This is a genomic window from Streptomyces sp. NBC_00328 (assembly GCF_036139655.1).
Lineage (GTDB): Bacteria > Actinomycetota > Actinomycetes > Streptomycetales > Streptomycetaceae > Streptomyces.
The window spans coordinates 1,783,143-1,808,394 of sequence record NZ_CP108013.1 but is presented as its reverse complement, the minus strand read 5'-3'; the positions used below and the strand labels follow the sequence as shown (position 1 = coordinate 1,808,394).

The 25,252-nt window shown below is 69.4% G+C and carries 26 protein-coding genes; 16 read left to right on the top strand and 10 right to left on the bottom strand.

What is annotated here, in order from left to right:
* Positions 1 to 94: 94 nt before the first annotated feature.
* The gene (locus tag OG485_RS07790; protein WP_328665245.1) at positions 95 to 778 is read right to left on the bottom strand and encodes a glycerophosphodiester phosphodiesterase; all 684 of its coding nucleotides are present in this window, start codon (positions 776 to 778) and stop codon (positions 95 to 97) included.
* Positions 779 to 1,224: 446 nt separating this feature from the next.
* Between OG485_RS07790 and OG485_RS07785 the strand changes: the two genes are divergently transcribed.
* From OG485_RS07785 to OG485_RS07770, 4 genes are all read left to right on the top strand, one after another.
* Complete coding sequence (locus OG485_RS07785; protein ID WP_328665244.1) at positions 1,225 to 2,622, top strand: DUF6421 family protein; 1,398 nt, start codon at positions 1,225 to 1,227, stop codon at positions 2,620 to 2,622.
* Positions 2,623 to 2,663: 41 nt separating this feature from the next.
* Positions 2,664 to 3,419 carry an SDR family NAD(P)-dependent oxidoreductase gene (locus tag OG485_RS07780; protein WP_328665242.1) on the top strand — a complete coding sequence of 252 codons (756 nt, stop codon included), beginning with the start codon at positions 2,664 to 2,666 and terminating at the stop codon, positions 3,417 to 3,419.
* The gene (locus tag OG485_RS07775) at positions 3,416 to 4,489 is read left to right on the top strand and encodes a threonine aldolase family protein (protein WP_328665240.1); all 1,074 of its coding nucleotides are present in this window, start codon (positions 3,416 to 3,418) and stop codon (positions 4,487 to 4,489) included. Before OG485_RS07780 ends, OG485_RS07775 begins: the two co-directional genes overlap by 4 nt.
* Positions 4,490 to 4,583: 94 nt before the next feature.
* Positions 4,584 to 5,156 (top strand): transglutaminase domain-containing protein, encoded by a 573-nt coding sequence (locus OG485_RS07770; protein WP_328665238.1) that lies wholly within the window; start codon positions 4,584 to 4,586, stop codon positions 5,154 to 5,156.
* Positions 5,157 to 5,193: 37 nt separating this feature from the next.
* Here OG485_RS07770 and OG485_RS07765 read toward each other — a convergent pair whose 3' ends face one another.
* Together OG485_RS07765 and OG485_RS07760 are read right to left on the bottom strand one after the other, a co-directional pair.
* Positions 5,194 to 5,922 (bottom strand): lysophospholipid acyltransferase family protein, encoded by a 729-nt coding sequence (locus OG485_RS07765; RefSeq protein WP_328665235.1) that lies wholly within the window; start codon positions 5,920 to 5,922, stop codon positions 5,194 to 5,196.
* 185 nt (positions 5,923 to 6,107) lie between these two features.
* The gene (locus tag OG485_RS07760) at positions 6,108 to 6,524 is read right to left on the bottom strand and encodes a DUF4395 domain-containing protein (protein WP_328665233.1); all 417 of its coding nucleotides are present in this window, start codon (positions 6,522 to 6,524) and stop codon (positions 6,108 to 6,110) included.
* Positions 6,525 to 6,746: 222 nt separating this feature from the next.
* On the opposite strand from OG485_RS07760, the gene OG485_RS07755 reads away from it, so the two are divergent.
* From OG485_RS07755 to OG485_RS07740, 4 genes are all read left to right on the top strand, one after another.
* On the top strand, positions 6,747 to 7,160 hold the full coding sequence (locus OG485_RS07755) for a TlpA family protein disulfide reductase (RefSeq protein ID WP_328674272.1): 414 nt from the start codon (positions 6,747 to 6,749) through the stop codon (positions 7,158 to 7,160).
* A gap of 242 nt (positions 7,161 to 7,402) precedes the next feature.
* The gene (locus OG485_RS07750; RefSeq protein ID WP_328455271.1) at positions 7,403 to 7,912 is read left to right on the top strand and encodes a flavin reductase family protein; all 510 of its coding nucleotides are present in this window, start codon (positions 7,403 to 7,405) and stop codon (positions 7,910 to 7,912) included.
* 231 nt (positions 7,913 to 8,143) lie between these two features.
* Positions 8,144 to 8,929 carry an electron transfer flavoprotein subunit beta/FixA family protein gene (locus OG485_RS07745; RefSeq protein WP_328665229.1) on the top strand — a complete coding sequence of 262 codons (786 nt, stop codon included), beginning with the start codon at positions 8,144 to 8,146 and terminating at the stop codon, positions 8,927 to 8,929.
* A gap of 99 nt (positions 8,930 to 9,028) precedes the next feature.
* Entirely contained in the window at positions 9,029 to 9,991 is a 963-nt protein-coding gene (locus tag OG485_RS07740; protein ID WP_328665227.1) for an electron transfer flavoprotein subunit alpha/FixB family protein, read from the top strand.
* Positions 9,992 to 10,078: 87 nt separating this feature from the next.
* On the opposite strand, the gene OG485_RS07735 is transcribed toward OG485_RS07740, so the two are convergent.
* Positions 10,079 to 10,972, bottom strand: a complete 894-nt coding sequence (locus OG485_RS07735; RefSeq protein WP_328665225.1) for an endonuclease/exonuclease/phosphatase family protein — start codon at positions 10,970 to 10,972, stop codon at positions 10,079 to 10,081.
* Positions 10,973 to 11,215: 243 nt separating this feature from the next.
* Between OG485_RS07735 and OG485_RS07730 the strand changes: the two genes are divergently transcribed.
* The gene (locus OG485_RS07730) at positions 11,216 to 12,520 is read left to right on the top strand and encodes a DUF6986 family protein (RefSeq protein WP_328665223.1); all 1,305 of its coding nucleotides are present in this window, start codon (positions 11,216 to 11,218) and stop codon (positions 12,518 to 12,520) included.
* Between the two features lie 147 nt (positions 12,521 to 12,667).
* Here OG485_RS07730 and OG485_RS07725 read toward each other — a convergent pair whose 3' ends face one another.
* The gene (locus OG485_RS07725; protein WP_328665222.1) at positions 12,668 to 13,750 is read right to left on the bottom strand and encodes a LacI family DNA-binding transcriptional regulator; all 1,083 of its coding nucleotides are present in this window, start codon (positions 13,748 to 13,750) and stop codon (positions 12,668 to 12,670) included.
* Positions 13,751 to 13,987: 237 nt separating this feature from the next.
* Here OG485_RS07725 and OG485_RS07720 point away from each other — a divergent pair, with 237 nt between their 5' ends.
* The 6 genes from OG485_RS07720 to OG485_RS07695 all read left to right on the top strand — a co-directional run bounded on the left by OG485_RS07720 (position 13,988) and on the right by OG485_RS07695 (position 18,142).
* Positions 13,988 to 14,941, top strand: a complete 954-nt coding sequence (locus OG485_RS07720; protein ID WP_328674271.1) for an ROK family protein — start codon at positions 13,988 to 13,990, stop codon at positions 14,939 to 14,941.
* Between the two features lie 335 nt (positions 14,942 to 15,276).
* Positions 15,277 to 15,474, top strand: coding sequence for a hypothetical protein (locus OG485_RS07715; RefSeq protein WP_328665220.1), 198 nt, complete (start codon positions 15,277 to 15,279; stop codon positions 15,472 to 15,474).
* Positions 15,475 to 15,926: 452 nt separating this feature from the next.
* Positions 15,927 to 16,592 (top strand): IS630 family transposase, encoded by a 666-nt coding sequence (locus OG485_RS07710; RefSeq protein ID WP_328665218.1) that lies wholly within the window; start codon positions 15,927 to 15,929, stop codon positions 16,590 to 16,592.
* A gap of 16 nt (positions 16,593 to 16,608) precedes the next feature.
* The gene (locus OG485_RS07705) at positions 16,609 to 17,118 is read left to right on the top strand and encodes a helicase associated domain-containing protein (RefSeq protein ID WP_328665217.1); all 510 of its coding nucleotides are present in this window, start codon (positions 16,609 to 16,611) and stop codon (positions 17,116 to 17,118) included.
* A 145-nt stretch (positions 17,119 to 17,263) separates the two neighbouring features.
* Positions 17,264 to 17,692 carry a hypothetical protein gene (locus OG485_RS07700; RefSeq protein WP_328665216.1) on the top strand — a complete coding sequence of 143 codons (429 nt, stop codon included), beginning with the start codon at positions 17,264 to 17,266 and terminating at the stop codon, positions 17,690 to 17,692.
* Between the two features lie 111 nt (positions 17,693 to 17,803).
* On the top strand, positions 17,804 to 18,142 hold the full coding sequence (locus OG485_RS07695) for a cyclic-phosphate processing receiver domain-containing protein (protein WP_328665215.1): 339 nt from the start codon (positions 17,804 to 17,806) through the stop codon (positions 18,140 to 18,142).
* Positions 18,143 to 18,329: 187 nt separating this feature from the next.
* Here the strand turns inward: OG485_RS07695 and OG485_RS07690 are convergent, their stop codons facing one another.
* The 4 genes from OG485_RS07690 to OG485_RS07675 form a co-directional block, all read right to left on the bottom strand.
* A complete protein-coding gene (locus tag OG485_RS07690) occupies positions 18,330 to 20,102 on the bottom strand; it encodes a trypsin-like serine protease (RefSeq protein ID WP_328674270.1) in 1,773 nt (590 codons plus the stop codon).
* Between the two features lie 907 nt (positions 20,103 to 21,009).
* Positions 21,010 to 21,174, bottom strand: a complete 165-nt coding sequence (locus tag OG485_RS07685) for a LuxR C-terminal-related transcriptional regulator (protein WP_328665214.1) — start codon at positions 21,172 to 21,174, stop codon at positions 21,010 to 21,012.
* Positions 21,175 to 21,411: 237 nt separating this feature from the next.
* Positions 21,412 to 21,756, bottom strand: a complete 345-nt coding sequence (locus tag OG485_RS07680) for a DUF2750 domain-containing protein (protein WP_328665213.1) — start codon at positions 21,754 to 21,756, stop codon at positions 21,412 to 21,414.
* 115 nt (positions 21,757 to 21,871) lie between these two features.
* Positions 21,872 to 23,644, bottom strand: coding sequence for an MOSC and FAD-binding oxidoreductase domain-containing protein (locus OG485_RS07675; RefSeq protein WP_328665212.1), 1,773 nt, complete (start codon positions 23,642 to 23,644; stop codon positions 21,872 to 21,874).
* Between the two features lie 224 nt (positions 23,645 to 23,868).
* Between OG485_RS07675 and OG485_RS07670 the strand changes: the two genes are divergently transcribed.
* Entirely contained in the window at positions 23,869 to 24,108 is a 240-nt protein-coding gene (locus tag OG485_RS07670) for a hypothetical protein (protein WP_328665211.1), read from the top strand.
* A 205-nt stretch (positions 24,109 to 24,313) separates the two neighbouring features.
* On the opposite strand, the gene OG485_RS07665 is transcribed toward OG485_RS07670, so the two are convergent.
* Complete coding sequence (locus OG485_RS07665) at positions 24,314 to 25,183, bottom strand: IS5 family transposase (protein WP_328665210.1); 870 nt, start codon at positions 25,181 to 25,183, stop codon at positions 24,314 to 24,316.
* Between the last annotated feature and the right edge of the window lie 69 nt (positions 25,184 to 25,252).

Here is a 25,252-nt window from a genome sequence, read left to right as displayed (position 1 = left end):
CGGGAAGGCACCCGCCGTCGGCCGGGCCGCTCGGCGCGTCCCCGCCGAACGGCCCGTGCGTGTCGCCGCGGACGGCGCGGCGCGCTTCGTCCGGCTACGCCGTGAAGCGGCCGGTGCGCTTGATCTCGGGGTAGTCGGTCGTGGCGCCGTCCAGCTCCAGGGCGCGTACCAGCCGGAGGTGGTCCTGGGTGTTCACCACCCAGCCGATGATCTTCAGGTCGGCCTTGCGGGCGTGTTCGACGACCTCCAGGCTCAGCCTGCGGATGTTGAGGCAGACGGTCGCGGCGCCGGCCTCGACGGCGCGGTCCACCACGTCGGTGTCGTAGCGGCTGGCGATCAGCGCGGTACGGACCCCCGGCACCAGCCGGGCGGTCTCGGCGATCGCCTCGTCGTGGAAGGACGACACCTCGACGCGCCCGACCAGGTCCTTGCGGTGCATCACCTCGGCCAGCGCCCTGGCCGCCGCCACGTCCTTGATCTCGGCCTGCAACGGCGTCCTGACCGCCTCCAGGACCTCCTCGAAGACGGGGACGCGCTCGCCGTGTCCCGCGTCCAGCGCGCGCAGCTCCGCGAGCGTCTTGTCGGCGATCGGTCCCGAGCCGTCGGTCGTACGGTCCACGTCGGCGTCGTGCATGACGACGAGGGCGCCGTCCTTGCTCAGATGCAGATCGAGTTCGATGAGGTCGAGGCCCGCGTTCTGGGCGGCGATGAAGGAACGGAGGGTGTTCTCGGGCTCGACGCCCATCACTCCGCGATGACCGATGGTGAGGAAGTTCAAGATTCGACTCGCTTCCGTCGACGGCGGCTCGGCGCGCGCGTGGTTCCGGCGGGGCGGCCACGCGCCAGGCCGCAGCCTAATGGCCTGGCTGTGCTGTGTACCCGTTCCTACGCCGTCCAATGGGAGTGTCGGATTCACACGGCGCGGCGCGAGTCCCGCCCCGGGCGCCGCAGCGGGGGTACGGACGCGCGAAGCGACCCCGCGATCCCCTTCGTGACGAGGGCCACGCGTGCGCCGCCAGGGTGAGGGAAGCCGGAGGACCGGGCGGCGACAGCCGTCGGCCGACGGGTCGCTGTGGTGCATGTCTCGCATCGACAGTGTCGAACAGGAAAAAGAGCGGTGAAGGTGGGGGGTGCGCAGGATAATCTCCCGGGTTCGCACTTGCGTAACGGAACCTCGCATACATACGGTGTCCATACGCGAGGTTTTCCTGTGGAGGATGGGACATGACGGAAGTTCTTGTGCAGGTGGGTTCGGAGGAGCGGGTTCCTCCCGTGGCCAGGGTGGTGGAGCACCCGGCGTGGCCCGTGCTCAAGGCTGCCGTGGAGCAGATCCGGCCCTGGCAGTCCAAGGACGGCTCCATCGCCTTCGAGGCGGACGGCGCTCCCGCCGCCGCCGACGTCGAAGCCGTCGTGCGCCGTGCGACGGAGGCGATAGACGAGCTCTCCCCGCTGCTGCCCCACGACGTCGCCTACCACGAGGCGCTCGTGAAGGACCTGCGCCGCTGGGCCGACGGCGGCTTCCAGGTGCCCGACTTCCTCGACTCGCTGCTGGCCTTCCAGCCCGCCGCGAAGCGTGAGGACGGCCTCCAGCACCTGGTCGTCTTCCCGATGTACACCCAGAACGGCAACCCGGACCGCAACCTCGAAGCGGTCGTGCTGCGCATGGTGTGGCCCGAATGGCTCTCCGAGCTGGAGCGCACCCGCTACGACAACCCGCTGTTCTGCGGCATCACCTTCGAGGACTTCACCGCCGGGTACGACACCAACTCGGCCGTGCTCTTCCCGGAGACCATCGCCGTACGCGAGGCGCCGGAACGATTCTCCTGGGGTGGCATCTTCTGCGACCGTGAGGCCGCCCGCTTCCGCGCCGTCACCGAAGCCGCCGTGGACACCCTGGGCCTCGAACTGCCCGAGGACATCGCCGCCATGGTCCACGACCAGGAGCGCTGCGAGAAGGCCTTCGTGCTCTGGGACATGGTCCACGACCGCACCCACAGCCACGGCGACCTGCCGTTCGACCCCTTCATGATCAAGCAGCGCCAGCCGTTCTGGATGTACGGCCTGGAGGAGCTGCGCTGTGACCTCACCGCCTTCAAGGAGGCCGTGAAGCTGGAGTCCGAGGGCAACGAGCACGGCCGCGACGTGCAGTACGCGGTGCTCTTCGACCGGATGTTCCGCTTCCCCGTCACCGGCGACCGTGTCCGCAACTACGACGGTCTCGGCGGCCAGCTCCTCTTCGCCTACCTGCACAAGCACGACGTCGTCCGCTGGACCGACAACAAGCTGCACATCGACTGGCAGCGCGCCCCGCAGGTCACCAACCAGCTGTGCTCCGAGATCGAGGACCTCTACCGGGCCGGCATCGACCGCCCCAAGCTCGTCCACTGGTTCAAGGCGTACGAGCTGGTCTCCACCTACCTCGCCCCGCACCCGGGCTCCCGCTGGGCCAAGGGCCCGGACGCGCTCGACCTGTCGCAGCCGCCGCGCAAGCTCGTGGACGACGTGCTTCCGGACGAGTTTCCCCTGAGCATGTTCTATGAGGCGCTCTCCAAGAAACTGAAGAACGTGATCGCCTCCACCAAGGGCATCACCGCGGCCGGCTCCGAGCGGGTCGCCGCGTGACCGACCGCGGTAGCGAGAACATTGCTCAGGAGGCGAAGACCATGGGGAACGGGGCTCTCAGCGGTGCGGTGATCGCGGTGGCGGGTGCGGGTGGACCCGCCGGCCGTGCGGCGCTGCTCAGGCTCGCCGAGGCGGGCGCGACCGTGATCGGCGCGGACAACGACCCGGAGCGGCTGGCGGAGGCGGTCGACGCGGCCCGTTACGCGCACGGCGGCTCCACCGTCGTCGGTGACACCGTCGATCTGCTGGACCTCCAGTCGACCCGCGACTGGGCCGCGCGCATCCAGAAGGACTTCGGCCGGGTGGACGGGCTCGTCCACCTCGTCGGCGGCTGGCGCGGCAGCGAGACCTTCACCAAGACGGTTCTCGACGACTGGGACCTGCTCGAACTCCTGCTGATCCGCACGGTGCAGCACACCACGCTCGCCTTCCACGAGGCGCTGCAGGCCAGCGACCGCGGCAGGTACCTGCTGATCAGCGCCGCCGGCGCGAGCAACCCCACCGCGGGCAACGCCGCCTACTCCGCGGCCAAGGCCGCGGCCGAGGCGTGGACCCTGGCCATGGGGGACTACTTCCGCAAGGCCGGCATCGCCGAGGGCGCGGAGGGCGCGACGTCCGCCGCTGCCATCCTGGTGGTGAAGGCGTTGGTGCACGACGCGATGCGCGCCGAGCGACCGAACGCGAAGTTCGCGGGCTTCACGGACGTCACGGAACTGGCCGAGGCCATCGTCGGCGTCTGGGACCGGCCCGCCGCCGAAGTGAACGGAAAGCGCCTGTGGCTGACCGAGAAGCCGTGAACCCTCCGAAGACCGACGCCCGCCGTCATCACGACCCGGCCGTCCGCGGTTTCGCCAGCGACAACTACGCGGGGACCCACCCCGAGGTGCTCGCCGCACTGGCCCTGGCCAACGGCGGGCACCAGGTCGCGTACGGCGAGGACGCGTACACGGAGAACCTCCAGGGGATCATCCGCAGTCACTTCGGTGCCGGAGCGGAGGCCTTCCCGGTCTTCAACGGCACCGGCGCGAACGTCGTCGCGCTCCAGGCGGTCACCGACCGCTGGGGCGCGGTGATCTGCGCCGAGAGCGCGCACATCAACGTCGACGAGGGCGGTGCCCCCGAGCGCATGGGCGGCCTCAAGCTGCTCACGGTGCCCACGCCGGACGGCAAGCTCACGCCCGAGCTGATCGACAGGCAGGCGTTCGGCTGGGACGACGAGCACCGTGCGATGCCGCAGGTCGTCTCGATCACCCAGAGCACCGAACTGGGCACGCTGTACACGCCCGCGGAGATCCGTGCGATCTGCGACCACGCCCACGCGCACGGCATGAAGGTGCACCTGGACGGGTCCCGGATATCCAACGCCGCCGCCTCCCTGGACGTCCCGATGCGGACGTTCACCAACGCGGTCGGCGTGGACATCCTGTCGCTGGGCGGCACCAAGAACGGCGCGCTGTTCGGCGAGGCGGTCGTCGTCCTCAACCAGGACGCCGTCAGCCACATGAAGCACCTGCGCAAGCTGTCCATGCAGCTCGCCTCGAAGATGCGCTTCGTGTCGGTGCAGCTGGAGGCGCTGCTGGCCAAGGATCTGTGGTTGCGCAACGCCCGGCACGCCAACGAGATGGCCCAGCGCCTCGCCGAGGGCGTCCGCGCCGTCCACGGAGTCGAGATCCTCTACCCGGTCCAGGCCAACGCGGTCTTCGCCCGGCTCCCGCACGACGTCAGCCTGCGGCTCCAGAAGCGCTTCCGCTTCTACTTCTGGGACGAGAGCGCGGGCGACGTCCGCTGGATGTGCGCCTTCGACACGACCGAGGACGACGTCGACGGTTTCGTGGCGGCGCTCAAGGAAGAGATGGCTCAGCAGTAGCAGGACCAGCAGGAGGACCGCACAGCATGCATGGGTATGCGGCCAACCGAAAAGTTATTGCTTTCGGGTGGCCGCATTCCTATGCTCTGCGGGTATGGAGCTGATCCAGAGAACAAGCGACCTGTCCGCCTATCTGGCCGCCGACGAGGTTGTCGACCACGGTCATCCCCTCGTCCGCGAGACAGCCGCGCGACTCGCCAGGGGATCCGTCGACTCGTATGCCTATGCGCGATCGGCGTTCGCATTCGTGCGGGACACCATCCCGCACTCGGCCGATTCCGGCGATCCGCGGGTCACCTGGCGTGCCTCCGACGTCCTGGAGCAGCGCACGGGCATCTGTCACGCCAAGGCGCACGCGCTGGCCGCGCTGCTGCGGGCCGAGGACATTCCGACCGCGTTCTGCTACCAGAAGTTCGAGGTGCTGCACGGTCTCGTCGCCGTACGTCTCGACGGCGCCTGGCACCGGCAGGACCCCCGGGGCAACAAGCCCGGTGTGGACGCCCGGTTCTCGCTCGACGGCGAACGGCTCGCCTTCACGCCCGACCCGGACGGTGGCGAGCTGGACTACCCGGAGCTGTACGCCGAACCTCACCCGGCCGTGGTCGGCGCCATGAAGGCCGCCCCGGGCCGGGAGGTCCTGCTCCGGACGCTTCCCCTCGTGCTGTGAGGCGGGAGGAAGCGTCCCTCGCGGTGAGGGGAAGGGGTCAGCGGGCCTCGGCCGCGCGCACCTCTTCCGGGGTCGGTGCGGTGCCGCCGAGGTGGGCGGGCATCCACCAGGTGTCGTCCGGCCCCTTGGGGCGTACGGGATAGGCGCGCTGGGCCGATTCGAGCAGCTCCTGGACCCGCTCGCGCAGCCGCCGGGTGATGGCGCCCGCGTACTGGTCCTTCGGGGCCTCCACCGCCTCGCCGACCCGGATGGTGATCGGGGTGTGGCTGCGCTTGAAGTTTTTCGGGTGACCCTTGGTCCACAGCCGCTGCGTGCCCCACAGGGCCACGGGGATGAGTGGCACGCCGGCCTCCTGGGCCATGCGCGCGGCACCGGACTTGAAGCTCTTCAGGGTGAAGGACTGCGAGATGGTCGCTTCGGGGAAGACGCCGACGATCTCACCGGAACGCAACGACTCCAGCGCGTGCTGGTACGCCGTCTCGCCCTGCTGGCGGTCCACGGGAATGTGCTTCATGCCCCGCATCAGCGGACCGGAGATCTTGTGCCTGAAGACCGACTCCTTCGCCATGAAACGCACCAGGCGCTTCTGCGGCAGAGCGGCCAGGCCGTCGAAGATGAAGTCCAGATAGCTGATGTGGTTGCTGACCAGCACGGCGCCGCCCGAGCGCGGAATGTTCTCCGATCCCTTGCAGTCGATCTTGAGGTCCCACGCCTTGAAGAGCGTTTGGGCGAGGCCGACGACGGGACGGTAGACAAGCTCTGCCATGGACGGGGTGGACCCTTCTCTCTGCCTGGGAAGGGGTCTCCCGGCGGGAAAGTTACGCTGCCGTAGGTTTACGGCAATGCGCAGATCGTGCCCGAAGAACGGACGGGTGGCCAGCCCTGGTGCCGTGGAACGGCGAGATCCTCGTCACGTCGCCCCTTGATCCACCTCGGGGTTTTAACTCACCTTTACTTTGCTCGTACCGTCACGCGTCGTACGACCAGGTACATCTCACACCCGAGGCAGTACCCGAACGCGGCATTGAGAAACGCCGCGCCGAGGGCGCACGCGGTTGCCGCCGAACCCAGCCACGCGGGCCCCACGGTCCAGCCGATCAGGCCCACCGCCGCGAAGGCGAGGCCGACCGCCTGCGCGAACCGCGGGGGCTCCGGCGGCTCGAACTCCGCCGGCGGGCCGAGCCGCGGCCGTACGGCTTTCCTGAAGACCCAGCCGTACGGCGAGCGGGTCACACCGCCCGCGGCGCCCAGGGCGAAGGCGAACGTCTGCCACGCCAGCAGCCAGACGCTTCCGGTGATCAGCGTCACCGCCAGCACGACGCTCGTCACGGCCGCCCCGAACCGCGGCCCTCTCACATCGATGTCCATCTCTCTCCTTGTGCGGGAATCCCGGCCGGAGCCGCGAAACGGCGTAGTACGCTTTGCATCTGCCTTCGGCAGCGGTCAGGGCTCGGCCGTCATGAAACTCCTTGGAGCCGAGTGGGAAGCCCCCTCGTTACGAGGGGGAGGAGTCACGAATCAAGCATTCCGTATGGAGTACGCCGGGTGGCCCCGGGAATCTTTGCGGTCTCATGAATGCTTGTGCATGTGATGAACGGACTTGTGGTGTGTGTGCTGGTGCTCGCGGCGGCGAGCGTCTACGGAGTGCTGCACCGGCGGCGGAGCGGGAGGGTCCGCGTGCGCGGACGTGACGGCGGAAAGCGGCTCGGCGCGGCGGAGCTGGGTCAGGCACTCGGGGAACGGGCCACGCTCGTGCAGTTCTCCAGCGCCTTCTGTGCCCCCTGCCGGGCCACCCGGCGGGTTCTGGGCGAGGTGGCCGGAATGGTCTCCGGCGTGTCGCACGTGGAGATCGACGCCGAGGACCACCTGGACCTCGTACGCGATCTCGGCATCCTCAAGACACCGACCGTGCTCGTGCTCGACGCCGGCGGGCGCATCGTGCGGCGGGCGACGGGGCAGCCGCGCAGGGCGGACGTCATCGCGGCGCTCGGCGAGGCCGTCTGACCCATGGCGATCATGGTGAGGCATCTCCCACATGCCGGTACGCCCTTGACTGCGCCCGTCGCCTCTCGTCAGCCTGACCGTATGTCACCGGAAATCCTTCTCCCCGAGCTCGTCGACGTGGACCCGGCCCGCACCGCGGGTGCGCGCGGTCCGGGCCGTTGAGCGGCCACGGACCGCTTCCCGCTCCCGGTTCCGCCCGAGCGGCGGGAACCTCACGTCGGCTCTCGCAGAAGGACAGCTCCATGACGGCCATGCCCGGCCTCGGTACCCCACGGCCCGCCTCACCGGATCTGCTGCGCTCCGTGTTCCGGCGGCACGCGGCCGGTGTGGCCGTGATCACCGCCTCGGGTGCCCGCGGTCCCGTCGGTTTCACCGCCACCTCGCTCACCTCGGTCTCGGCCGAGCCCCCGGTCGTCTCGTTCGGCATCGGCACCGGCGCCTCCAGCTGGCCCGCGATATCCGAGGCCGGCCATGTCGGCGTGCATGTGCTCGGCGAACACCAGCGGGAGCTGGCCGCCACCTTCGCCCGCAGCGGCGCCGACCGGTTCGGGGCGCCCACCCGTTGGCGTAAGGGGCCCGAGGAAGTTCCCGTGCTCGACGACGTCCTCGCCTGGCTGGTGTGCCGTGTCGTGGCCCGGGTGCCGGCGGGCGATCACCGCATCGTCCTGGCGGAGGTCGTACTGGGCGATCACTCGGGTGCCGGCGGACCCCTCCTGTACCACCAGGGCCGGTTCAACGGCCTGCGCGACTGAACCCGCAGGCCGGGGGCAGTGGGTTTGCTACTGATCGGTTCTACTCACTGGTTACACAGCGTTGCGAAGGTCACAGTCCAAAGCGCTTGCTTAGTGTGCGCCCAGTGGGTGTACTGGTGAGTAATATTTCGTTCGGAGCGCGGGCCGCCCCGACCGGGATCGGCCGCTTCAGGCGCCTATGCTGCCTGAAAGAAGGCAGCCCAGAAATGACGATGCAGTAGGAGAGCCGGCGTGAGCTTGAGGATCGTTGTCACTGTGAAGTACGTGCCCGACGCCACTGGCGACCGGCACTTCGCCGATGACCTGACCGTCGACCGTGACGACGTGGACGGCCTGCTGTCCGAACTCGACGAGTACGCCGTCGAGCAGGCGCTGCAGATCGCCGATGACGCGGACGACGCAGAGATCACCGTGCTGACCGTCGGCCCCGAGGACGCGAAGGACGCGCTGCGCAAGGCGCTGTCCATGGGCGCCGACAAGGCCATCCACGTCGAGGACGACGACCTGCACGGCACCGACGCCGTCGGCACCTCGCTGGTGCTGGCCAAGGCGATCGAGAAGGCCGGCTTCGACCTGGTCATCTCGGGCATGGCGTCCACGGACGGCACCGCGGGCATCGTCCCGGCGCTGCTGGCCGAGCGCCTGGGTGTCCCGCAGGTCACGCTGCTCTCCGAGGTCTCGGTCGAGGACGGCGTGGTCAAGGGCCGCCGTGACGGCGACACCGCCTCCGAGCAGCTGGAGGCCTCCCTGCCCGCGGTCGTGTCGGTGACCGACCAGTCGGGCGAGGCGCGTTACCCGTCCTTCAAGGGCATCATGGCCGCGAAGAAGAAGCCGGTTCAGTCCTGGGACCTGGAGGACCTGGAGATCGAGGCGGACGAGGTCGGCCTCGAGGGTGCCTGGACCAAGGTCGACTCCGCGACCGAGCGTCCGGCGCGCACCGCAGGCACGATCGTCAAGGACGAGGGCGAGGGCGGCAAGCAGCTCGCCGAGTTCCTCGCTGGCCAGAAGTTCATCTAGTCGCCGACGGTCCGGGGCTCTGTCCACGGCCCGGCGCAGTGATCACGGCCACCCCGCTTACCGCCCCTCAGACTTCGCAATCCGCAGGAGATCATTCCCATGGCTGAAGTTCTCGTCTACGTCGACCACGTGGACGGCGCCGTCCGCAAGCCCACCCTCGAACTGCTGACGCTGGCCCGCCGCATCGGCGAGCCCGTCGCCGTCGCCCTCGGCTCCGGCGCCGAGAACACCGCCGCCGCGCTCGCCGAGCACGGCGCGGTGAAGGTCCTCACGCACGACGCCGCCGAGTACGCCGACTACCTCGTCGTGCCGAAGGTGGACGCGCTCCAGGCCGCGTACGACGCCGTCTCCCCGGCCGCCGTGCTCGTCCCGTCCTCCGCCGAGGGCAAGGAGATCGCGGCCCGCCTCGCGGTCCGCATCGGCTCGGGCATCATCACCGACGCCACCGACCTGGAGGCCGGTGACGAGGGCCCGGTCGCCACGCAGTCCGCGTTCGCCGCCTCCTTCACCACCAAGTCCCGTGTCTCCAAGGGCACCCCGGTCATCACGGTCAAGCCGAACTCGGCCGCCGTGGAGGCCGCCCCGGCCGCCGGCGCCGTCGAGGCCCTCGCGGTCACCTTCTCCGACAAGGCCACCGGGACCAAGGTCACCGCCCGCACGCCGCGCGCCTCGACCGGCCGCCCTGAGCTGACCGAGGCCGCGATCGTCGTCTCCGGCGGCCGTGGCGTCAACGGCGCCGAGAACTTCTCGATCATCGAGAACCTCGCCGACTCGCTCGGTGCCGCCGTGGGTGCCTCGCGTGCCGCGGTGGACGCCGGCTGGTACCCGCACACCAACCAGGTGGGCCAGACCGGCAAGTCCGTCTCGCCGCAGCTCTACATCGCCTCCGGCATCTCCGGCGCCATCCAGCACCGCGCCGGCATGCAGACCTCGAAGACGATCGTGGCGATCAACAAGGACGCCGAGGCGCCGATCTTCGACCTGGTCGACTACGGAGTGGTCGGCGACCTCTTCGACGTCGTCCCGCAGCTCACCGAGGAGATCAACACCCGCAAGGGCTGATCCCCGCAGCGCTGACGAAGGCCCCCGCGACCGCACCGGTCGCGGGGGCCTTCGCGCATCCGAGGAGCATCCCGCCACCGGCCCCCTTCATCCCAGGGTCAGCGAGGCCCGCACCGGCAGATGGTCGCTCGGGAACTGGCCGTGCAGCGAGAAGGTGTCGATCGACGCCCGGTGCACCTCGACGCCGGGGCCCGCGAGGATCCAGTCGATGCGGTCGCCGTCCGGCGTCAGCGGCGCGTAGCCGTGGAAGGTCGCGTAGAGCCTGCTCCGCGAGGCGGCCGTGTCCCAGGTGTCGGCGAGTCCGGCGCCCAGCAGGATGTCGTAGACCTCGTTCCGGTGCGCCGGCGCGTTGAAGTCGCCGGTCACCAGGCACGGCAGGGACGGATCGAACTCCGCGATCCGCTCGGCGACGAGAGCGGCCGCCCGTACCCGCGCGTACTGGCTTGCGTGGTCCAGGTGGGTGTTGAGGACGTGGAACTGCCGTCCCCCGTCCGCCAGGTCGCGGAAGCGCACCCAGGTGGCGATGCGGGGGAGCGCGGCGCCCCAGGTGTTCGAGCCGATCACCCGGGGAGTGTCGGAGAGCCAGAACGTGTCGTGCTCCAGCGGGGCCAGACGCCGGGTGTCGTAGAAGAGCGCCACGGACTCGTCGCCGCTGCCGCCCTCCCTGCCGGTGCCGATCCACTCGTAGTGCGGCGCGAGGTCGGCCTCGATGTCGAGCAGTTGCTGGTAGAGGCCTTCCTGGGTGCCGATGACGTGAGGCCGCGTACGGCGCAGCAGCTCGCGCATCACCGGACGGCGTACCGCCCAGCTGTTGGGCTCCACGGCGCTCGCGAAGCGCAGGTTGTAGGTCATGACGTCGAGACGGGGGCGGGGGCGTCGGGTGGCGGAGGCCCGCGCGGTGGTGAGCAGGGGCAGGGCGACGGCGGCGGCCACCGCGTTTCTGAGCCCCGCGCGTCGGATCACTCTGCTGGAGTCGGGCACGTGTGCTCCTTCGCTCGCGAGTCAGGACGGGGCGCGCACCACGGGAGGGGAAGAAGGAACCGGGAAAGTCTGTCCCGGGCGGCCGGGACGGGATTCTGTACCGGGCGACCGGTGCGGGAGTGAACGCGGCGGGGCCGTGGCGTGTCCCGCGGTCCAAGAAGGTGTTGACCCGCGGGAAGCCCGCCGGATAACTTCATTCAACGGATTGTTGATTCCGTACTGCGGAAAACAGGAGGGTGCCGGATGGGTCAGGGTCAGCAGGAGAAGGTGGCGACGACCCTCTCGGGCGCCGTCACCGAAGCGGTCGGCGCCTCCCTCGCCCCCGTCGACGCCGAGCTGGAGCGCCGCTATCCAGGAGACCCCGGCACCCGCCAGCCCGTCCATACCGTGTACGTCCCCGGAGACGCGTTCGCCGCCGACACCGTCCGCGCCTGGGGCGACCGTGCCCTCGCCGCCCTCGACGAACACGCCCCCGACGCCGCGTCCTTCGCCGCCGTCCTCGGCCTCGGCGACGAACTCGCGGGGCCCGTCCACGACCGCGTACGCGCCAAGCTGGAGCGCGAACCCGTCGAGGACCTGCGCGTCGACTTCGAGGACGGCTACGGCCCGCGCCCGGACACCGAGGAGGACGCGACGGCGGCCCGCGCGGCCCGGCTGATCGCCGAGGCGTACGAGAACGGCACCGCGGCCCCGTACATGGGCATCCGCATGAAATGCATGGAGGCGCCGGTCCGCGACCGGGGCATCCGCACCCTCGACATCTTCCTGACGGGCCTGATGGAGGCGGGCGGCCTGCCCGAGGGCCTCGTCCTCACCCTGCCCAAGGTGACGTACGCGCGGCAGGTCACCGCGATGGTCAGGCTCCTGGAGGAGTTCGAGAAGGCCCGCGGCCTGGCACCCGGCCGGATCGGCTTCGAGATCCAGATCGAGACCAGCCAGGCCATCCTCGCCACGGACGGCACCGCCACCGTCGCCCGCATGATCCAGGCCGCCGAGGGCCGCGCCACCGGACTGCACTACGGCACCTTCGACTACAGCGCCTGCCTCGGCGTCTCCGCCGCCTACCAGTCGAGCGACCACCCGGCCGCCGACCACGCCAAGGCGATCATGCAGGTCGCGGCCGCCGGCACCGGCGTACGCCTCTCGGACGGCTCCACCAACGTCCTGCCCGTCGGCCCCACCGAGAAGGTCCACGACGCCTGGCGCCTGCACTACGGTCTCACCCGCCGCGCCCTGGCCCGCGCCTACTACCAGGGCTGGGACATGCACCCCGCCCACATTCCCACCCGCTACGCGGCCGTCTTCGCCTTCTACCGGGAGGGCTTCGAACAGGCCGCCGCCCGCCTCTCCCGCTACGCCGGCCACGCCTCCGGCGACGTCATGGACGAACCCGCCACCGCCAAGGCCCTCAGCGGCTACCTCCTCCGCGGCCTGGACTGCGGCGCCCTGACGCCGACGGAGGTGACCCGCGAGTCGGGCCTGACCCGACACGAACTGGAGGGGTTCGCTCGGCCGCGGCGTGGGGATCTGACCACGTCGGGCCAGTAACGACACGTCCTGGCCGGTGACTCGTCCCGCCGTCGTGGTTCCCGGGGAACGCGCGTGGGGGGCTCAGGCACTGCCTGGGCCCGAGCGGACGGGATCCCTGGGCCCGAGCGGGCGGGTCCGTCCCCCTGTTCGGCCGGAGGTCGTAGCTCAGCGCGCCGGCGGCAGTTCCCCCGAGCCTCGGGTGATCAGGCGGGTCGGGAGTTCGATGCGTTCCGGGGCGATGAGGCTGCCGTCGAGCTGGCGGAACAGGCGTTCGGCGGCGGTGCGGCCCAGGGCGGCGGCGTCCTGGGCGACGACGGTGACCCCGGGCTCCAGGAGGTCGGCGAGCTCGATGTCGTCGAATCCGACGAGGGCGACGGAACGGCCGCGCTCGGCGATGACCCGGACGACGGTCACGGTGACCCGGTTGTTGCCCGCGAAGACCGCGGTGACGGGGGAGGGGCCGGACAGCATGTCCTCGGCCGCCTTGCGCACCCGCTGCGGATCGGTGACGCCGAGGGACATCCAGTCGTCCTCGACCGGTATCCCGGCGTCCTCCATCGCGGCCCGGTAACCGCGCAGCCGCTCGGCGGCGGTGTGGATGCGGGGCATGTCACCGATGAAGCCGATCCGGCGGTGGCCGTGGGCGATCAGGTGGGCGACACCGTCCCGGGCGCCGCCGAAGCTGTCCGATAGGACGACGTCGGCGTCGATCCGCCCGGCCGGGCGGTCCACGAAGACCGTGGCCACGCCCGCCTTTATCTCCGGCTCCAGATAGCGGTGGTCGTCGCCGGCCGGGATCACGACCAGCCCGTCCACTCGGCGCGCGCACAACGCGAGGACCAGTTCCTGCTCCCGGTCCGGGTCCTCCGCGCTGGAACCGTTGATCAGCAGGGCTCCGTGCGCCCGGGCCACCTCCTCGACCGCGCGGCTCAGCGGCCCGTAGAACGGGTCCGCGAGGTCCTCCAGGACCAGCCCGATGCTCGCCGTACGGCCCTTGCGCAGCACCCGGGCGCTGTCGTTGCGGCGGAAGCCCAGTGCCTCGATGGCCTCCTGGACGCGCCGCTCCGTGTCCGGGGTGACCCCGGGCTCGCTGTTGACCACGCGGGAGACCGTCTTGAGACCGACTCCGGCACGCGCCGCCACGTCCTTCATGGTCGGACGGTTTCCGTAGCGGTTCTCGGATCGGCGGGCGGTCTCGGCCACGATGTGCTGTCCTGTCCTGTCGTCCACGGGGATGCGTAGGTCCATGGGGTTGTATGAGGATGTGGCGTCGAGCATAGAGCCTGGACAACGTTGTCAGATGCGGGAGACACTGTCCACCGCAATCTCCGGCCTGCGTCTCCCCAGGGCGCACGGTCCCCGTGGTCCGTCGGCGCACCCCGCGCGGCGTACGACGGGGTCCGATCCTGAACCTTTCCCGGCCGGAGGCCCCGGACCCGCGGCGCGGCGGGCCCGTCACGACACCCCATGGGAGACCTGAAACTGATGCACACCGACCTCGTGGCCGCGCTCGACATCGGCGGCACCAAGATCGCCGGAGCGCTGGTGGACGGCCACGGCCGGATTCTCCTGCGCGCGCAGCGCCCGACGCCGGCCAAGGAGGACGGCGACACCGTGATGCGCGCCGTCGAGGACGTCATCGGTGAGCTCGCGGTCTCCCCGCTGTGGAGCAGGGCCGGAGCCCTGGGCATCGGCAGTGCCGGGCCGGTGGACGCCTCCGCGGGCACGGTGAGCCCGGTGAACGTCCCCGGCTGGCGGGGCTACCCGCTGGTCGAGCGGGCCTCCGAGGCCGCGGGCGGGCTGTCCGTCGAGCTGATCGGCGACGGTGTGGCGATCACCGCGGCCGAACACTGGCAGGGCGCCGCCCGGGGCCACGACAACGCGCTGTGCATGGTGGTGTCCACCGGCGTGGGCGGCGGGCTCGTCCTGAACGGGCAGCTGCACGCGGGTCCCACCGGAAACGCGGGCCACATCGGGCACATCAGTGTCGACCTGGACGGCGATCTGTGCCCGTGCGGCTCCCGGGGCTGCGTCGAGCGCATCGCCAGCGGCCCGAACATCGCCCGCCGTGCGCTGGAGGCGGGCTGGCGGCCCGGTCCCGACGGCGACACCTCGGCCGCGGCGGTCGCCGAAGCGGCCCGCGCCGGTGACCCGGTCGCCGTGGCCTCCTTCGAGCGGGCCGCGCAGGCTCTCGCGGCGGGCATCGCGGCGACCGCGACCCTGGTCGAGATCGACATCGCCGTGATCGGCGGGGGAGTGGGCAAGGCGGGCGACGTGCTCCTCGCACCGCTGCGCCGGGCCCTGGCCGACTACGCGACGCTGTCCTTCGTCCAGCGGCTGACCGTGAAGCCCGCCCTGATGGGCACCGACGCCGGGCTGGTCGGCGCGGCCGCGGCGGCACTCACCCGCAGCTCGCGCTCGGCTGCGGCCCGCGTCTGATCCGGTGGCGTCGAGCCTGCCATGCCTCTGATTCGGTGGCCTTGAGCCCGTCACGCGTGTGGTGCGGTGGCGTCGGGCCTGTCACCCGTCTGATTCGGTGGCCGCCTTGAGCTCGTCACGCCTGCCGTGCGGTGGCCTCGGGCCGGGCACGCCTCTGATCCGGTGGGGTGGGGCGTGACCTGATGGTGCCGGGTTGGGCTCGGGCGTGAGCGGGAGGTGTCGGGTTGGGCTCGGGTCTGACCTGGTGGTGCCCAGGCACGGTCCGCGGTGGAGGTGTCCGGATGAACGTGGCCGGTGCACCGTGACTCCGTCCGGCCTTCGTAGTTGAACCGGGCATGAAGAAGCGCAGCATGCTCGCCATCGCCTCCCTCGCCACCGGGTTCGTCGTCGCGGCGATCACCCCGTCCCACGCCCTGAGCGGGGACACCCTGAGCGATCTGAACGCCAACGACACGCTCAGCTCGGTCGATCACACCGCCGGTACCGACAGCCTGGCGGTCGCCGAGGGCACCCTCGGCGACCAGAACGGCTGAAGGACCGCCGCGTCACGCCGGTGTCCCCGCCACGGGGGCACCGGCGTCGCCTTGCCGGTGCCCTCATCAGCGGCTGGTTTCCGTGGCAGGGTGGAGCGGGCAAGCCTCAGGGGTCCAGCAGAAGAGGGGGAATCGTGATCGTCTGGATCAACGGTGCAACCTGGAAAGTCGCTGGTCAGCTGCTTTCCTGCTGGAACGTCTTGCACGCATCTAGCCTGAGTTAGCTTTACTTGGCCCTGATGGGCAAGATCGTTCTCCCATTCGTCTCCCATGGAGGCAGGAGCGAGCCCCGGCGCTAGCTGTGCTGTCCCGGGATGTTGGTGACACGCGTGCTGGGTGCTTGAACAGGTGAGGGCCTTCTGGGTTCGGTGTGGATTGCGACATCTACGCCTGACCGCAGGAGGCCCTCGTGTTCCACCGTAATGTCCCGCTGACGCCGACCGGAGCCTGGTGTGGGCAAGTACCTCAAGCGTTGGGGGCTGTCCTTCCAGCGGCCGGACAAGCGGGCCATCGAGCAGGATCCCGAGGCCGTCGCGCACTGGCATGCCGAGACCTGGCCGAGGATTCGCGCGAAGGCGAAAGCCGAGGGCGGCGAGGCCCTCTTCGCCGACCAGGTCACCGGACGGACCTGGGGCGAGAAGGGGAAGACGCCCGTCGTGCGGCGCACGGGCAACCGGTTCTCGGTGAACGCGATGTCGGCGATCAGCACCAAGGGCCGGATGCACTTCATGGTCTTCACCGAGAGCTTCACCTCCGAGGTGATGTGCCGTTTCCTGGACCGGCGCGCCGGCCACTTCGACCACAAGATCCACCTCGTGGTCGACGGGCACTCCGCCCACCGCTCGCGGAAAGTCCGGGCCTGGCTCGCCGCTCACCCCAACGACGTCGAGCTGCACTTCCTACCGCCGTACTCACCCGAGCTGAACCCCGACGAACTGGTCAATGCCGACCTCAAACACAGTCTGCCCAGGCAGCACCGAGTCCGGGATCAGGCCGAACTCGCCGCAGAGACCCGTCGCTTCTTCCGCAGACGCCAACGCCAACCCCACATCGTCCGCGGCTACTTCGGCGGCCCACACGTCCGCTACGTCCTGGACGAGAACCCCATGAGTTTCTGATCAATAGCTAGTTGGCTTGACGCACTGCTACGAGGTCGTAACACGATCATGCGACCCAGTCCCCCCGCCCCCGCGATTCGAGGAGCGACTGCAGGCCCTTCGTATATTCGCGGGACGGGAAGGGCACGGCCGTCCCACCGGCACCCATTGGGAGGGCGACTGCGCGTTGGGCGGGTGGGTCATGGAACAGCGGCGCCTGTACCGCGCCGGGAAGCTTCCCCCAGTGCAGATCCAGCTACTCGAAGCGGTACCCGGGTGGGTGTGGGACTGGAGTGCATTCCGCTGGCAGATGTTCACCGATGCCCTGGATTCGTTCGTCGCCCGAACCGGCCATGCCCGCGCCCCGTACGGACACATGGAGGACGGGTATCCGCTCGGGGCCAAAGTCGCTTCTATCCGTGCCGCCTATCAGCAGGGAAAGGTCCCGGCTACCCGGGTCGGGGAACTCGAAGCGCGCCCGGGGTGGAAGTGGCGGCCGGAGCGGACCGAACAACCTGATCAGCAGGACGACGCGCGGCTGTTCTGACAACAGCTGCGCGAGCGCACCCCCTTGAGGAGAGGTCGCGAACTCCGAGACCACGCCTGGGCAACTCCCCACGCCACGGGAAGCACACAATCGACGGTTGTTTTCCGAAGAAGGCGAGGGCAGCCACCATCGGGTCGGACCGTCAATGAAGCCTGTCTCTGACCGGTCCAGCCGACCATGCAGGGACCGCAATCCACTACCCGTACTCCGTTACGAGCAGGGGAAGTTCGACTTCCGACGGTCCGCCGACGAGGAGTCCGGTGCGACCGGGTACACGTGGGCCGCTGTCGAGATCAAAGCGTGCCTGAAGAACGGCTTCGCCGTGGTCACCCGCAACTCATGGGTGCTCGCGTACGCGGACGGAGTGCGCGTCAAGCTGGTCGGCGTGACGTACGACGACTTCCCGCGGCCGGAGTATCCCCGCATGGCGACCGTGAAGGCCGGCACGTGCGTTCGCGGGAAGACGGTGTTCGCGGTGCCGGCAGAACGACGGCCGGTACGGGTGCTGTACACCTCGAAGACGCCGCAGACACCGGCGGAGTGGACGGTGCCGAAGGCCCAGCCGCTGTCATGACGCGCGGAGGCTCGTCGCTTCCGGTCCGCCTTGACGGGGGAAAGGAATCCGGACGGATCCTGAACTTCAATGCCTCGCGCTTGCCCACCCACGTGCTGTGACAATGGCCCGATGAGCGAAGCCCCCACCGCGTCGATGCCCGTCATCCTCGGGATAGACGACCTTCGACCGCTCCCCCGATGCACAAGGATCGCCCGCACCAGTGGTGAAGGTGTCCGGCTCCTGGAAGAGCATCGCGACAGCTTCATCGACGAGCTGTGGCTCGACCACGACCTGGGCGGCGACGACACCATCATGCCGGTGGTCACCCTCCTCGAAGAAGCCACCTTCAACGGACGGCCCTTCGAGATCGGAACGGTCTTCGTCCACAGCGCCAACCCCATCGGGGCCGAAACCGTCATCCGGTCACTCGCGCACTGGAGCTACCGCGTGCAGCGGGCAACGACATAGACAGCTCCCGCAGTCCGCCGACGCAGGCCGCTCGGCAGCCAGGTGACCGCGCCGAACAGCGGAAGGGCGGCGGCGAGGGCCGCCGTGAACGCGCTGTGCACCTTGAAAGATCCACTCACATTCCGGCGAGTCGTACACACACCGACCCTCGCCGCCCCGTTCCGGAACTGATTCCTGCCTGCGGATCTCAGCCCCAGACGTCGTACCACTGGAAGCCGTTGCCGACCGAGACCCGGGCGGAGAAGATCTCGCTGGTGGCCTTTCCGGTGCCCTTGTAGAGATAGAGCGTGCCGCCGGGGGTGCGGGCCAGGAAGTCGGCCTTGCCGTCACCGGTGATGTCGCCGACCGCGTCGAAGGCGTTGTAGCCGGTCCAGGCGCTGCGCACCTTGATGCGGGAGGAGAACGCCTCGGAGCCGGTCTTGCCGGTGCCCTTGTACAGGTACAGGTCGTCGCTGCCCGACTGGCGGGCGAGCAGGTCGGCCTTGCCGTCGCCGGTGAAGTCACCGTGACCGCGTACCGAGTTGTACTGGTTCCAGCCGGTGCGGACCGAGTAGCGGGTGCCGAAGGTGCCGTTGCCCTTGCCCGGGTAGACCCACATGGTGCCGCCGGAGTCGACGGACAGGAGGTCGGGCAGGTAGTCACCGTTGACGTCACCCGGCGTGATGATCCGGGTGCGGGTCTTCCAGTTGGTGGCGATCTTCGTGTCGGTCCATGAGCCGCCCGTACGGGCGCTGTTGAGCACGAAGTGCTCCCAGTACACGTCACCGCTGGAGCTGACCCGGTAGATCAGATCCTGGAAGCCGTCCCGGTTCAGGTCCGTCTGGACGACCATGTTGACGCCGCCCCAGTTGCCCCAGGAGGCACGGGCGCCGAAGCCGGTGCCGTTGGAGTCCTTCTCGTAGCCCGTCTTCGTGGAGGCCTCGCGGACGAAGAGGTCGGCCTTGCCGTCGGGCTTCTTGTTGAAGATGCTCAGGCTCACGTCGTCGACATGGGCGTAGGCATCGCCGACGTAGTAGACGGCAAGCTTCGTGAAGACGCTGGAGTAGCCCTTCGCCACGCAGTCCTTGACGCCCCAGGAGACGATTCCGGCGAGCCGGCCGCCCACCACGAGCGGGCCACCGGAGTCGCCGTTGCACGCCGCGGTGGTACCGCTGTCGCTGCCGCTCTGTGTGCCGGCGCAGACCATCTGCTTCGAAGCGAAAGAGGTGTCGTAGAGGCCCGAGCAGGTGCTGTCGGCGTGGAGGGTCAGCGAAGCCGTCCGCAGGGTCTGGGAGAGGTCCTGGATGGTGGAGCTGGTACGGCCCCACCCGTAGACCTTGGCCTTCGTGCCGACGGCGTACGAGGCGGTGTCGCCGGCCTCGACCATGCGGATCGGTGTGGCCTTGACCGGAGCGTCGAGGGTGAGCACACCAAGGTCGCCGGCGTTCTCCGCCACCTCCTTGTCCATGGGGGCGTACTCGGAGTGCTTCCACTGGCGCAGCACGGCCGTGACCTGGCCGCCGTGCAGGTCCGTGGTGCCGGCGGACGTGGTGGGCAGTTGGTCGGTACCGGTGACGACGGCACCGTGGGCCTGCCAGTCGTACATCTGGTTGTCTTCGTTCATGAGGCAGTGGGCTGCCGTCAGGATCTTCGTCGGCGCCACGACGCTGCCACCGCAGAAGAAGCTCACGTCGTCGGCGGTGGTGTCGGTGGTGCCCCGGTCGTCGTGGTACCAGAGCTGCGCCATCCAGGGGGCGGTGGTGATGGTGGTCGTGGTGCCGCCGATGACCTTGGGGTCGACGCCCGAGGTGACGGTGCCGCCACTCAGCGACGACTTCGCGGTCGCGCGGGCCTTGGCGCCGTCGTCGGCCATGGCGCCCGCGACGCGCTTCTCCAGGGTGGAGAGCGAGGTCGAGCCGATGGCCGGCGCGACCGTCGGGGTCGGCAGGGCGGTGGCCGCGCCGGCGGACGAGGTCATCATCGCGGCGGCTAGGGCCGCGGCGACGCCTGCGGCGGCGACGGGCAGGGCAAGGCGTATCCGGCGACGGTGACGGCCGCCGGACCGTTTCGTGATCAAGAGAATTCCCCAGAGGACATGATTCGGAAGGGGCTCGGAATGCGCCCCTCCACTCAGCGCCTAGGGGCAGTTTTGCGTCACCGGAAGTTCACCGGCCATCCATAGGATGGACACCTTGACTGCGATCCTCAACGGACATCACGGCGCACCTCAGGAAGCGCAGGTCGCTGTCGGACATTTCGCAGTATCAAGGGACGTTGAGGAACGCCCTCCGAGGACGCGAACCCGGCAACTCCCCGCAGTGGGTGACAAGTTTTCGGCATTGCGCCGGCGACGCGATGGTCGAAGTGCGCGACGGATGGGTGAGCGACGAGAAGCCTGATGTGTTGCTCACAGCCGACCAGGTGGCGCATTCCTGGGCTACTGACGTGTTCCCCGAAGACCTGAATGCGGCCGACCACGTGCGGTTGGCCTTGGGATGAGTGGACCTCCTCGACGACTACTTGGTGACGTGCGAAATCCGGTTCGCGGAGGCCGGCCGTCCAGCGCACCGGGCCCGAACACCGCAGAACCCGACGGGCTCGGAGCAGCAGGGTTTCCAATCGCTCGGCCACCACGAAGGAGTCGACGTATCGCACCGCCCTGCGGCTTCCCACCCTGCACTCAGCCGTCTTTCTCGGTCTTCGGGCGAGCTTCCACGGCGTCTACTGCGACTTGGAACCGGCTGCCACGCTGGCCCTGCTCGACCAACTGGATCTCTCCTCAAACACCTGGCACCTGGCACCTGGCCGAAGTGCGCCACGTCCTCGCCGCGGGGCACAAGAACCACCACCGCAGTCCCTACGCCTGGGAGGAGGCAGTTCGCTCATCCTCATACGTCGTGGGCCTGGCAGACCGCGCGCTCGTGGGGTCCATCGACGCGATCAAGGTCGAGGTGCGGGGCCAAGGCCGACCTGGAGCGGACTCCGAGCTGGGTGAAAATGTTGCGCAGGTGGTACTCGACCGTGGGAGTGCTGATCGACACCTGGCGTGCCACTTCGCGGTTGGTGGCGCCTTGGGCCACCGACTGGGCGCTGCTGCGGGGTAAGCTCGGCCAGCCGTCCTGTCTCGGATCGAGGGGAGGTCACGGCGGTGGGCGCCTCTCCGGCCGCCCTGAGCTCGGCGTCGGCCTGCTCGGTCCACACGTCGGCACCGCACTGGTCGAACCCCATGACGGCACTGCGTAGTTGGGTACGTGCCTCCACCGGACGGCGTCGTCGTCGCAGCCACCGGCCTAGCCGGCCACCGCCAGTCGGTTGAGAACCCCCTGGGGGGTGAAGTCCCAGCCGATCAGGCGTGGCCCACTCCAGTTGATGCCGATCTTGAGGCCGTCCCTGGCGCAATCGGGCATTTTGCGATCGCGCCAGGTGTCCAGCGACAGGGATTCAACGCGTAGGCCGTTCCCCCAGATCTTCGCTGCCCTCTGGGCGCGGGCCGAGGTCGACCAGAAGGGAAGGCTGCGTGTGCCGTCCGCGGCGAGGCGAGTCGGCGATCCGTCGTCATCCCGGACGAACCAGACCACCCTGCTTCGACTGACGTCTCGGAAGAATGCCGCCGCTTGCGAACCGCTGTGACTCATGGCAACTCAGGCTAAGGGTTCGCCTCCACTCATTCGCCGCCAGGACCCGAATGACGCCGGCCCGCGGAGTCCGGCACGTACACGTGGACGACCCGGCTTACGTGGCCACCTATGGTCAGAGATCGATGATCACGTCCTGGTGGGGCCGCGAGCAGCAGATGAGAACGTTGCCGTCGGCCGGGGCGTCGATAGGGTCGGGGGAATAGTCGACCCGGCCGGAGACGAGGGCGGTCTCACAGGTGTGGCAGACCCCGCTGCGGCAGGACCACCGGACGGGAACGTCGCAGGCTTCGGCCAGATCGAGGAGAGTGCCGTAGCCGGAGTCCCAGGGCACGGTGAGGCTGCTGCGGGCGAACGAGACGGACGGCCCGGTGCCCGGCCCGGGCGGCGAGGCGGGCGCGTGGGGAGCGCGGGCGTCGGCCGGCAGCACGCCGGGCGTGATCGCGGAGACCGACCCGAAGATCTCGGTATGGATCCGCGACGGCTCCAGCCTGCAGCCCACCAGGGCCGCGGTCATGTCGTCCATGAACGCGGTCGGCCCACACACGTACGCCCGCGCCTCCGGCGGCAGGTCCAGGCCGGTCAGGACCGCGCCGGACAGCCTGCCGACACCGTCGTAGTCCTCGCCGAGGCGGTCGTCGTCACGCGGACGGCTGTAGGCGATGTAGCGATGGCCCGCGGGCAGACCCGAAAGCAGGGCGCCGACCTCCCGAGCGAACGGATGTTCGACTCCGTCGCGTGCTCCGTGGATCCACCACACCTGATGGGGGTGCTTCATCGCGGCCAGGCTGTGCAGCATGGCCAGGACGGGAGTGACTCCTACCCCCGCCGAGATCAGCACCACCGGCGCCGAGGTCTCACCGAGCACGAAGGCCCCTCGGGGCGCCGCCACGTCCAGGGTGTCGTGGACGGCGGCGTGCCGCCGCAGATAGGCGCTGCCGACGCCGTGTGGTTCCTGCTTGATGCTGATCCGGTACGACGGGTCACCGGGCTGCCCCGACAGGGAGTAGCTGCGGATGAGGGAAGGGCCCTGCGGGTCCGGCTGCATGCGGACCGTGACGAACTGGCCGGGCAGGGCGGCGGGGAGCGGATCACCGTCCGGGGCACCGAGGAGGAGCGAGAAGACGTCGGAGCTCTCCGGGACGATCGCGGTGACCGTGAGAGGCCTGAATCCCTGCCAGGCCGGTGGGGGAACCGCCCCCGCGCCGGTCAGCCCGGCATTGCCGGTGGACGCCCCGGTGCCGTGGGCCTCATCGAGGAGCAACTGCATGGAGGCCCGCCAGCCGGGGCTCAACGCGGTGATGCGCAGGGCCCGTTCGAGATGCGCCTGGGGGTGGTCGGCCTTGTACAGGAGGGCATCGATGTCCGCCACGGTCATGCCCCCCGGACCGTCGGCGATCTTGATGATGTCGTCACCCGCCTGCACGAGTCCTTCGGCCAGCACCTTCAGATAGAAGCCGGGACGGCCGTGGGCCACGAGCAGAGCGGGCATCCGGGGTTCGTTCATGCGCAGGCCCACGCGGTAGCACGTCACCCGAGGCTGTGTGACCTCGAACAGCGCGTCCCCGATGCGGTACCGGTCCCCGATGCAGACCTCGTCGTCCGGCAGGCCGTCGACCGTGAAGTTCTCCCCGAACTGACCGTGGACGAAGTCGTCCCGCCCCAGATGGTCCTGCCAGTACCGGTAGGAGTCCAATTGGTAGACCAGGACAGCACGGAAGGGGCCGCCGTGACCGCCCAGGTCACCCTGCCCGTCACCGTCGATGTTGAGCCGCCGGACCATGCGCGGTCCTTCGACCGGCCGCTTCCAGATGCCTGTGCGAGTGGTGCGGCCCTTCCAGGCCACATCCTGGGGCAACCCCACGTTCACCGCGATGAGTGTCGCCATGCGCGGCCGTCTCCCGTCGAGTGGTGTTCCTTCTCGCGCCGGTATCCCGAGTCTCCACGGCAACGCGGCGCCGCGCATCCTCGGCGACAGCGGGGCACGGGTCCGCCCCGGCCTGAACAGCCTGGGCGCGCGGGATACTCGTTCGCCGGATCAGCCCTTGGCCCAGGTCGCCTCCGCCAATTGATCTCTGCGAAACTTCGGTGTCTGAGACCGAGGGAGAGGTCATGGGTATCGAGCTGGAGCTGCACTCCGGGCGTCCAAGGCGAAAGGGGTCGTTCCGGGACACCCTTCTGCCGGGCTCGTACGAGCACGGTGAAGCGTTGGCGAGGATGCTGAGCACTCTCGACCGAAACAGCTCGGGCAAGCTCGGCTGGGTGGATCCGTACGGGGACACGCTGTTCAACGAACAGGAAGCTCAAGTCGCCCCGCCAGGAAGTCGTCGCCCTGGCACAGGGGTGTACTGACGACCGGCAGAAGGCAGCTCAGCGCGACCTCGCCGAGCTCTGTACAGCTCGTCGAGCGGTCTCAGCACCACCAAGAAGAGCGTCCTGCATCAGAACAGCTCGGGCGTTCCGGGCGCCGCCGAGGCCGGTGACGGGTTCGGCGGCGCCGTGGCCTCCGCAACCGCGTCCACTCGGCATCCATCAGAGGTCGTTTTCTCCCGTTGTTTCATCCCGGAATCTGGTGTTTGGTCTGTGGTGTTGGGTCGCGCCAGGAGATGACGCTCTCACCGGTGAGGCGGCGGGCCATGAGGTCGGTCATGGCGATGTGGATCATGGCTTCGGAGCGGACGGGCAGGGTCTCGTAGTCGCGGGCCAGGCGGCGGTGGAGCATGAGCCAGGCGTAGGTCCGCTCGACCGCCCAGCGTTTCGGGATGGGGGTGAATCCCCTTTTCCCGGGCCTGCGTTGAGTGGTTTCCATGTCGATGCCGAGGGTGGCGGCGTGCTCGACGAGGTGCTGGCGGTAGCCGCCGTCGACCCAGGTCTTGCGGACGGTCGGATGCTCTGCGGCCACCCGTTCGATGAGGATCTGGCCGGCCACCGAGTCCTGCACGCTCGCAGCGGTGACCAGCGCTCCGAGGAGAAGCCCGACGGTGTCGATGACGATGCTCCGCTTCCGCCCGACGATCTTCTTCCCGGCGTCGATACCCTGCCCGGAGGCGGGGACGTTGGCAGAGGTCTTGACGCTCTGGGAGTCGATGACGCACGCGCTCGGTTCTTCGCTCCGGCCTTCCTGCCTGCGGACTTGTCGGCGCAGGAGGCTGTTGAGCTGGTCGAAGACGCCTTCCTCCTGCCATCGGGCGAAGTAGGCGTAGACGGTGTTCCAGTGCGGGTAGTCGTGCGGCAGATAGCGCCAGGGGATCCCGGTCCGGTTCACATAGAGGACCGCGTCCAGCAGGCTCCGCAGGTCGTGATCGGGCGGCCGGCCGATGTCCAGGCCGCGGCCGCGACGCTCGGACCGCCAGGCGGTCAGGACCGGCTCGACCAACTTCCAGCGGGCATCGGACAGATCACTGGGATAACGGCGACGTTCAGGCACGATTCCGGGCTACCCACCCACGACCCGGCAGGCCCGGGCGCACACATCGGCGCCCGAAGCACACGGCGC

What these genes read in the sequence shown, in the direction of transcription:
- OG485_RS07690 (WP_328674270.1), bottom strand. Translation starts at nt 20,102, where the DNA reads ATGATGACCTCGTCCGCCGGCGCGGCCACCGCCCTGCCGACCCCGACG.
- OG485_RS07725 (WP_328665222.1), bottom strand. Translation starts at nt 13,750, where the DNA reads ATGGACCTACGCATCCCCGTGGACGACAGGACAGGACAGCACATCGTG.
- OG485_RS07770 (WP_328665238.1), top strand. Translation starts at nt 4,584, where the DNA reads ATGGAGCTGATCCAGAGAACAAGCGACCTGTCCGCCTATCTGGCCGCC.
- OG485_RS07695 (WP_328665215.1), top strand. Translation starts at nt 17,804, where the DNA reads ATGAGCGAAGCCCCCACCGCGTCGATGCCCGTCATCCTCGGGATAGAC.
- OG485_RS07780 (WP_328665242.1), top strand. Translation starts at nt 2,664, where the DNA reads ATGGGGAACGGGGCTCTCAGCGGTGCGGTGATCGCGGTGGCGGGTGCG.
- OG485_RS07740 (WP_328665227.1), top strand. Translation starts at nt 9,029, where the DNA reads ATGGCTGAAGTTCTCGTCTACGTCGACCACGTGGACGGCGCCGTCCGC.
- OG485_RS07755 (WP_328674272.1), top strand. Translation starts at nt 6,747, where the DNA reads ATGAACGGACTTGTGGTGTGTGTGCTGGTGCTCGCGGCGGCGAGCGTC.
- OG485_RS07680 (WP_328665213.1), bottom strand. Translation starts at nt 21,756, where the DNA reads ATGAGTCACAGCGGTTCGCAAGCGGCGGCATTCTTCCGAGACGTCAGT.
- OG485_RS07670 (WP_328665211.1), top strand. Translation starts at nt 23,869, where the DNA reads ATGGGTATCGAGCTGGAGCTGCACTCCGGGCGTCCAAGGCGAAAGGGG.
- OG485_RS07765 (WP_328665235.1), bottom strand. Translation starts at nt 5,922, where the DNA reads ATGGCAGAGCTTGTCTACCGTCCCGTCGTCGGCCTCGCCCAAACGCTC.
- OG485_RS07715 (WP_328665220.1), top strand. Translation starts at nt 15,277, where the DNA reads ATGAAGAAGCGCAGCATGCTCGCCATCGCCTCCCTCGCCACCGGGTTC.
- OG485_RS07700 (WP_328665216.1), top strand. Translation starts at nt 17,264, where the DNA reads ATGAAGCCTGTCTCTGACCGGTCCAGCCGACCATGCAGGGACCGCAAT.
- OG485_RS07730 (WP_328665223.1), top strand. Translation starts at nt 11,216, where the DNA reads ATGGGTCAGGGTCAGCAGGAGAAGGTGGCGACGACCCTCTCGGGCGCC.
- OG485_RS07760 (WP_328665233.1), bottom strand. Translation starts at nt 6,524, where the DNA reads ATGGACATCGATGTGAGAGGGCCGCGGTTCGGGGCGGCCGTGACGAGC.
- OG485_RS07720 (WP_328674271.1), top strand. Translation starts at nt 13,988, where the DNA reads ATGCACACCGACCTCGTGGCCGCGCTCGACATCGGCGGCACCAAGATC.
- OG485_RS07750 (WP_328455271.1), top strand. Translation starts at nt 7,403, where the DNA reads ATGACGGCCATGCCCGGCCTCGGTACCCCACGGCCCGCCTCACCGGAT.
- OG485_RS07785 (WP_328665244.1), top strand. Translation starts at nt 1,225, where the DNA reads ATGACGGAAGTTCTTGTGCAGGTGGGTTCGGAGGAGCGGGTTCCTCCC.
- OG485_RS07675 (WP_328665212.1), bottom strand. Translation starts at nt 23,644, where the DNA reads ATGGCGACACTCATCGCGGTGAACGTGGGGTTGCCCCAGGATGTGGCC.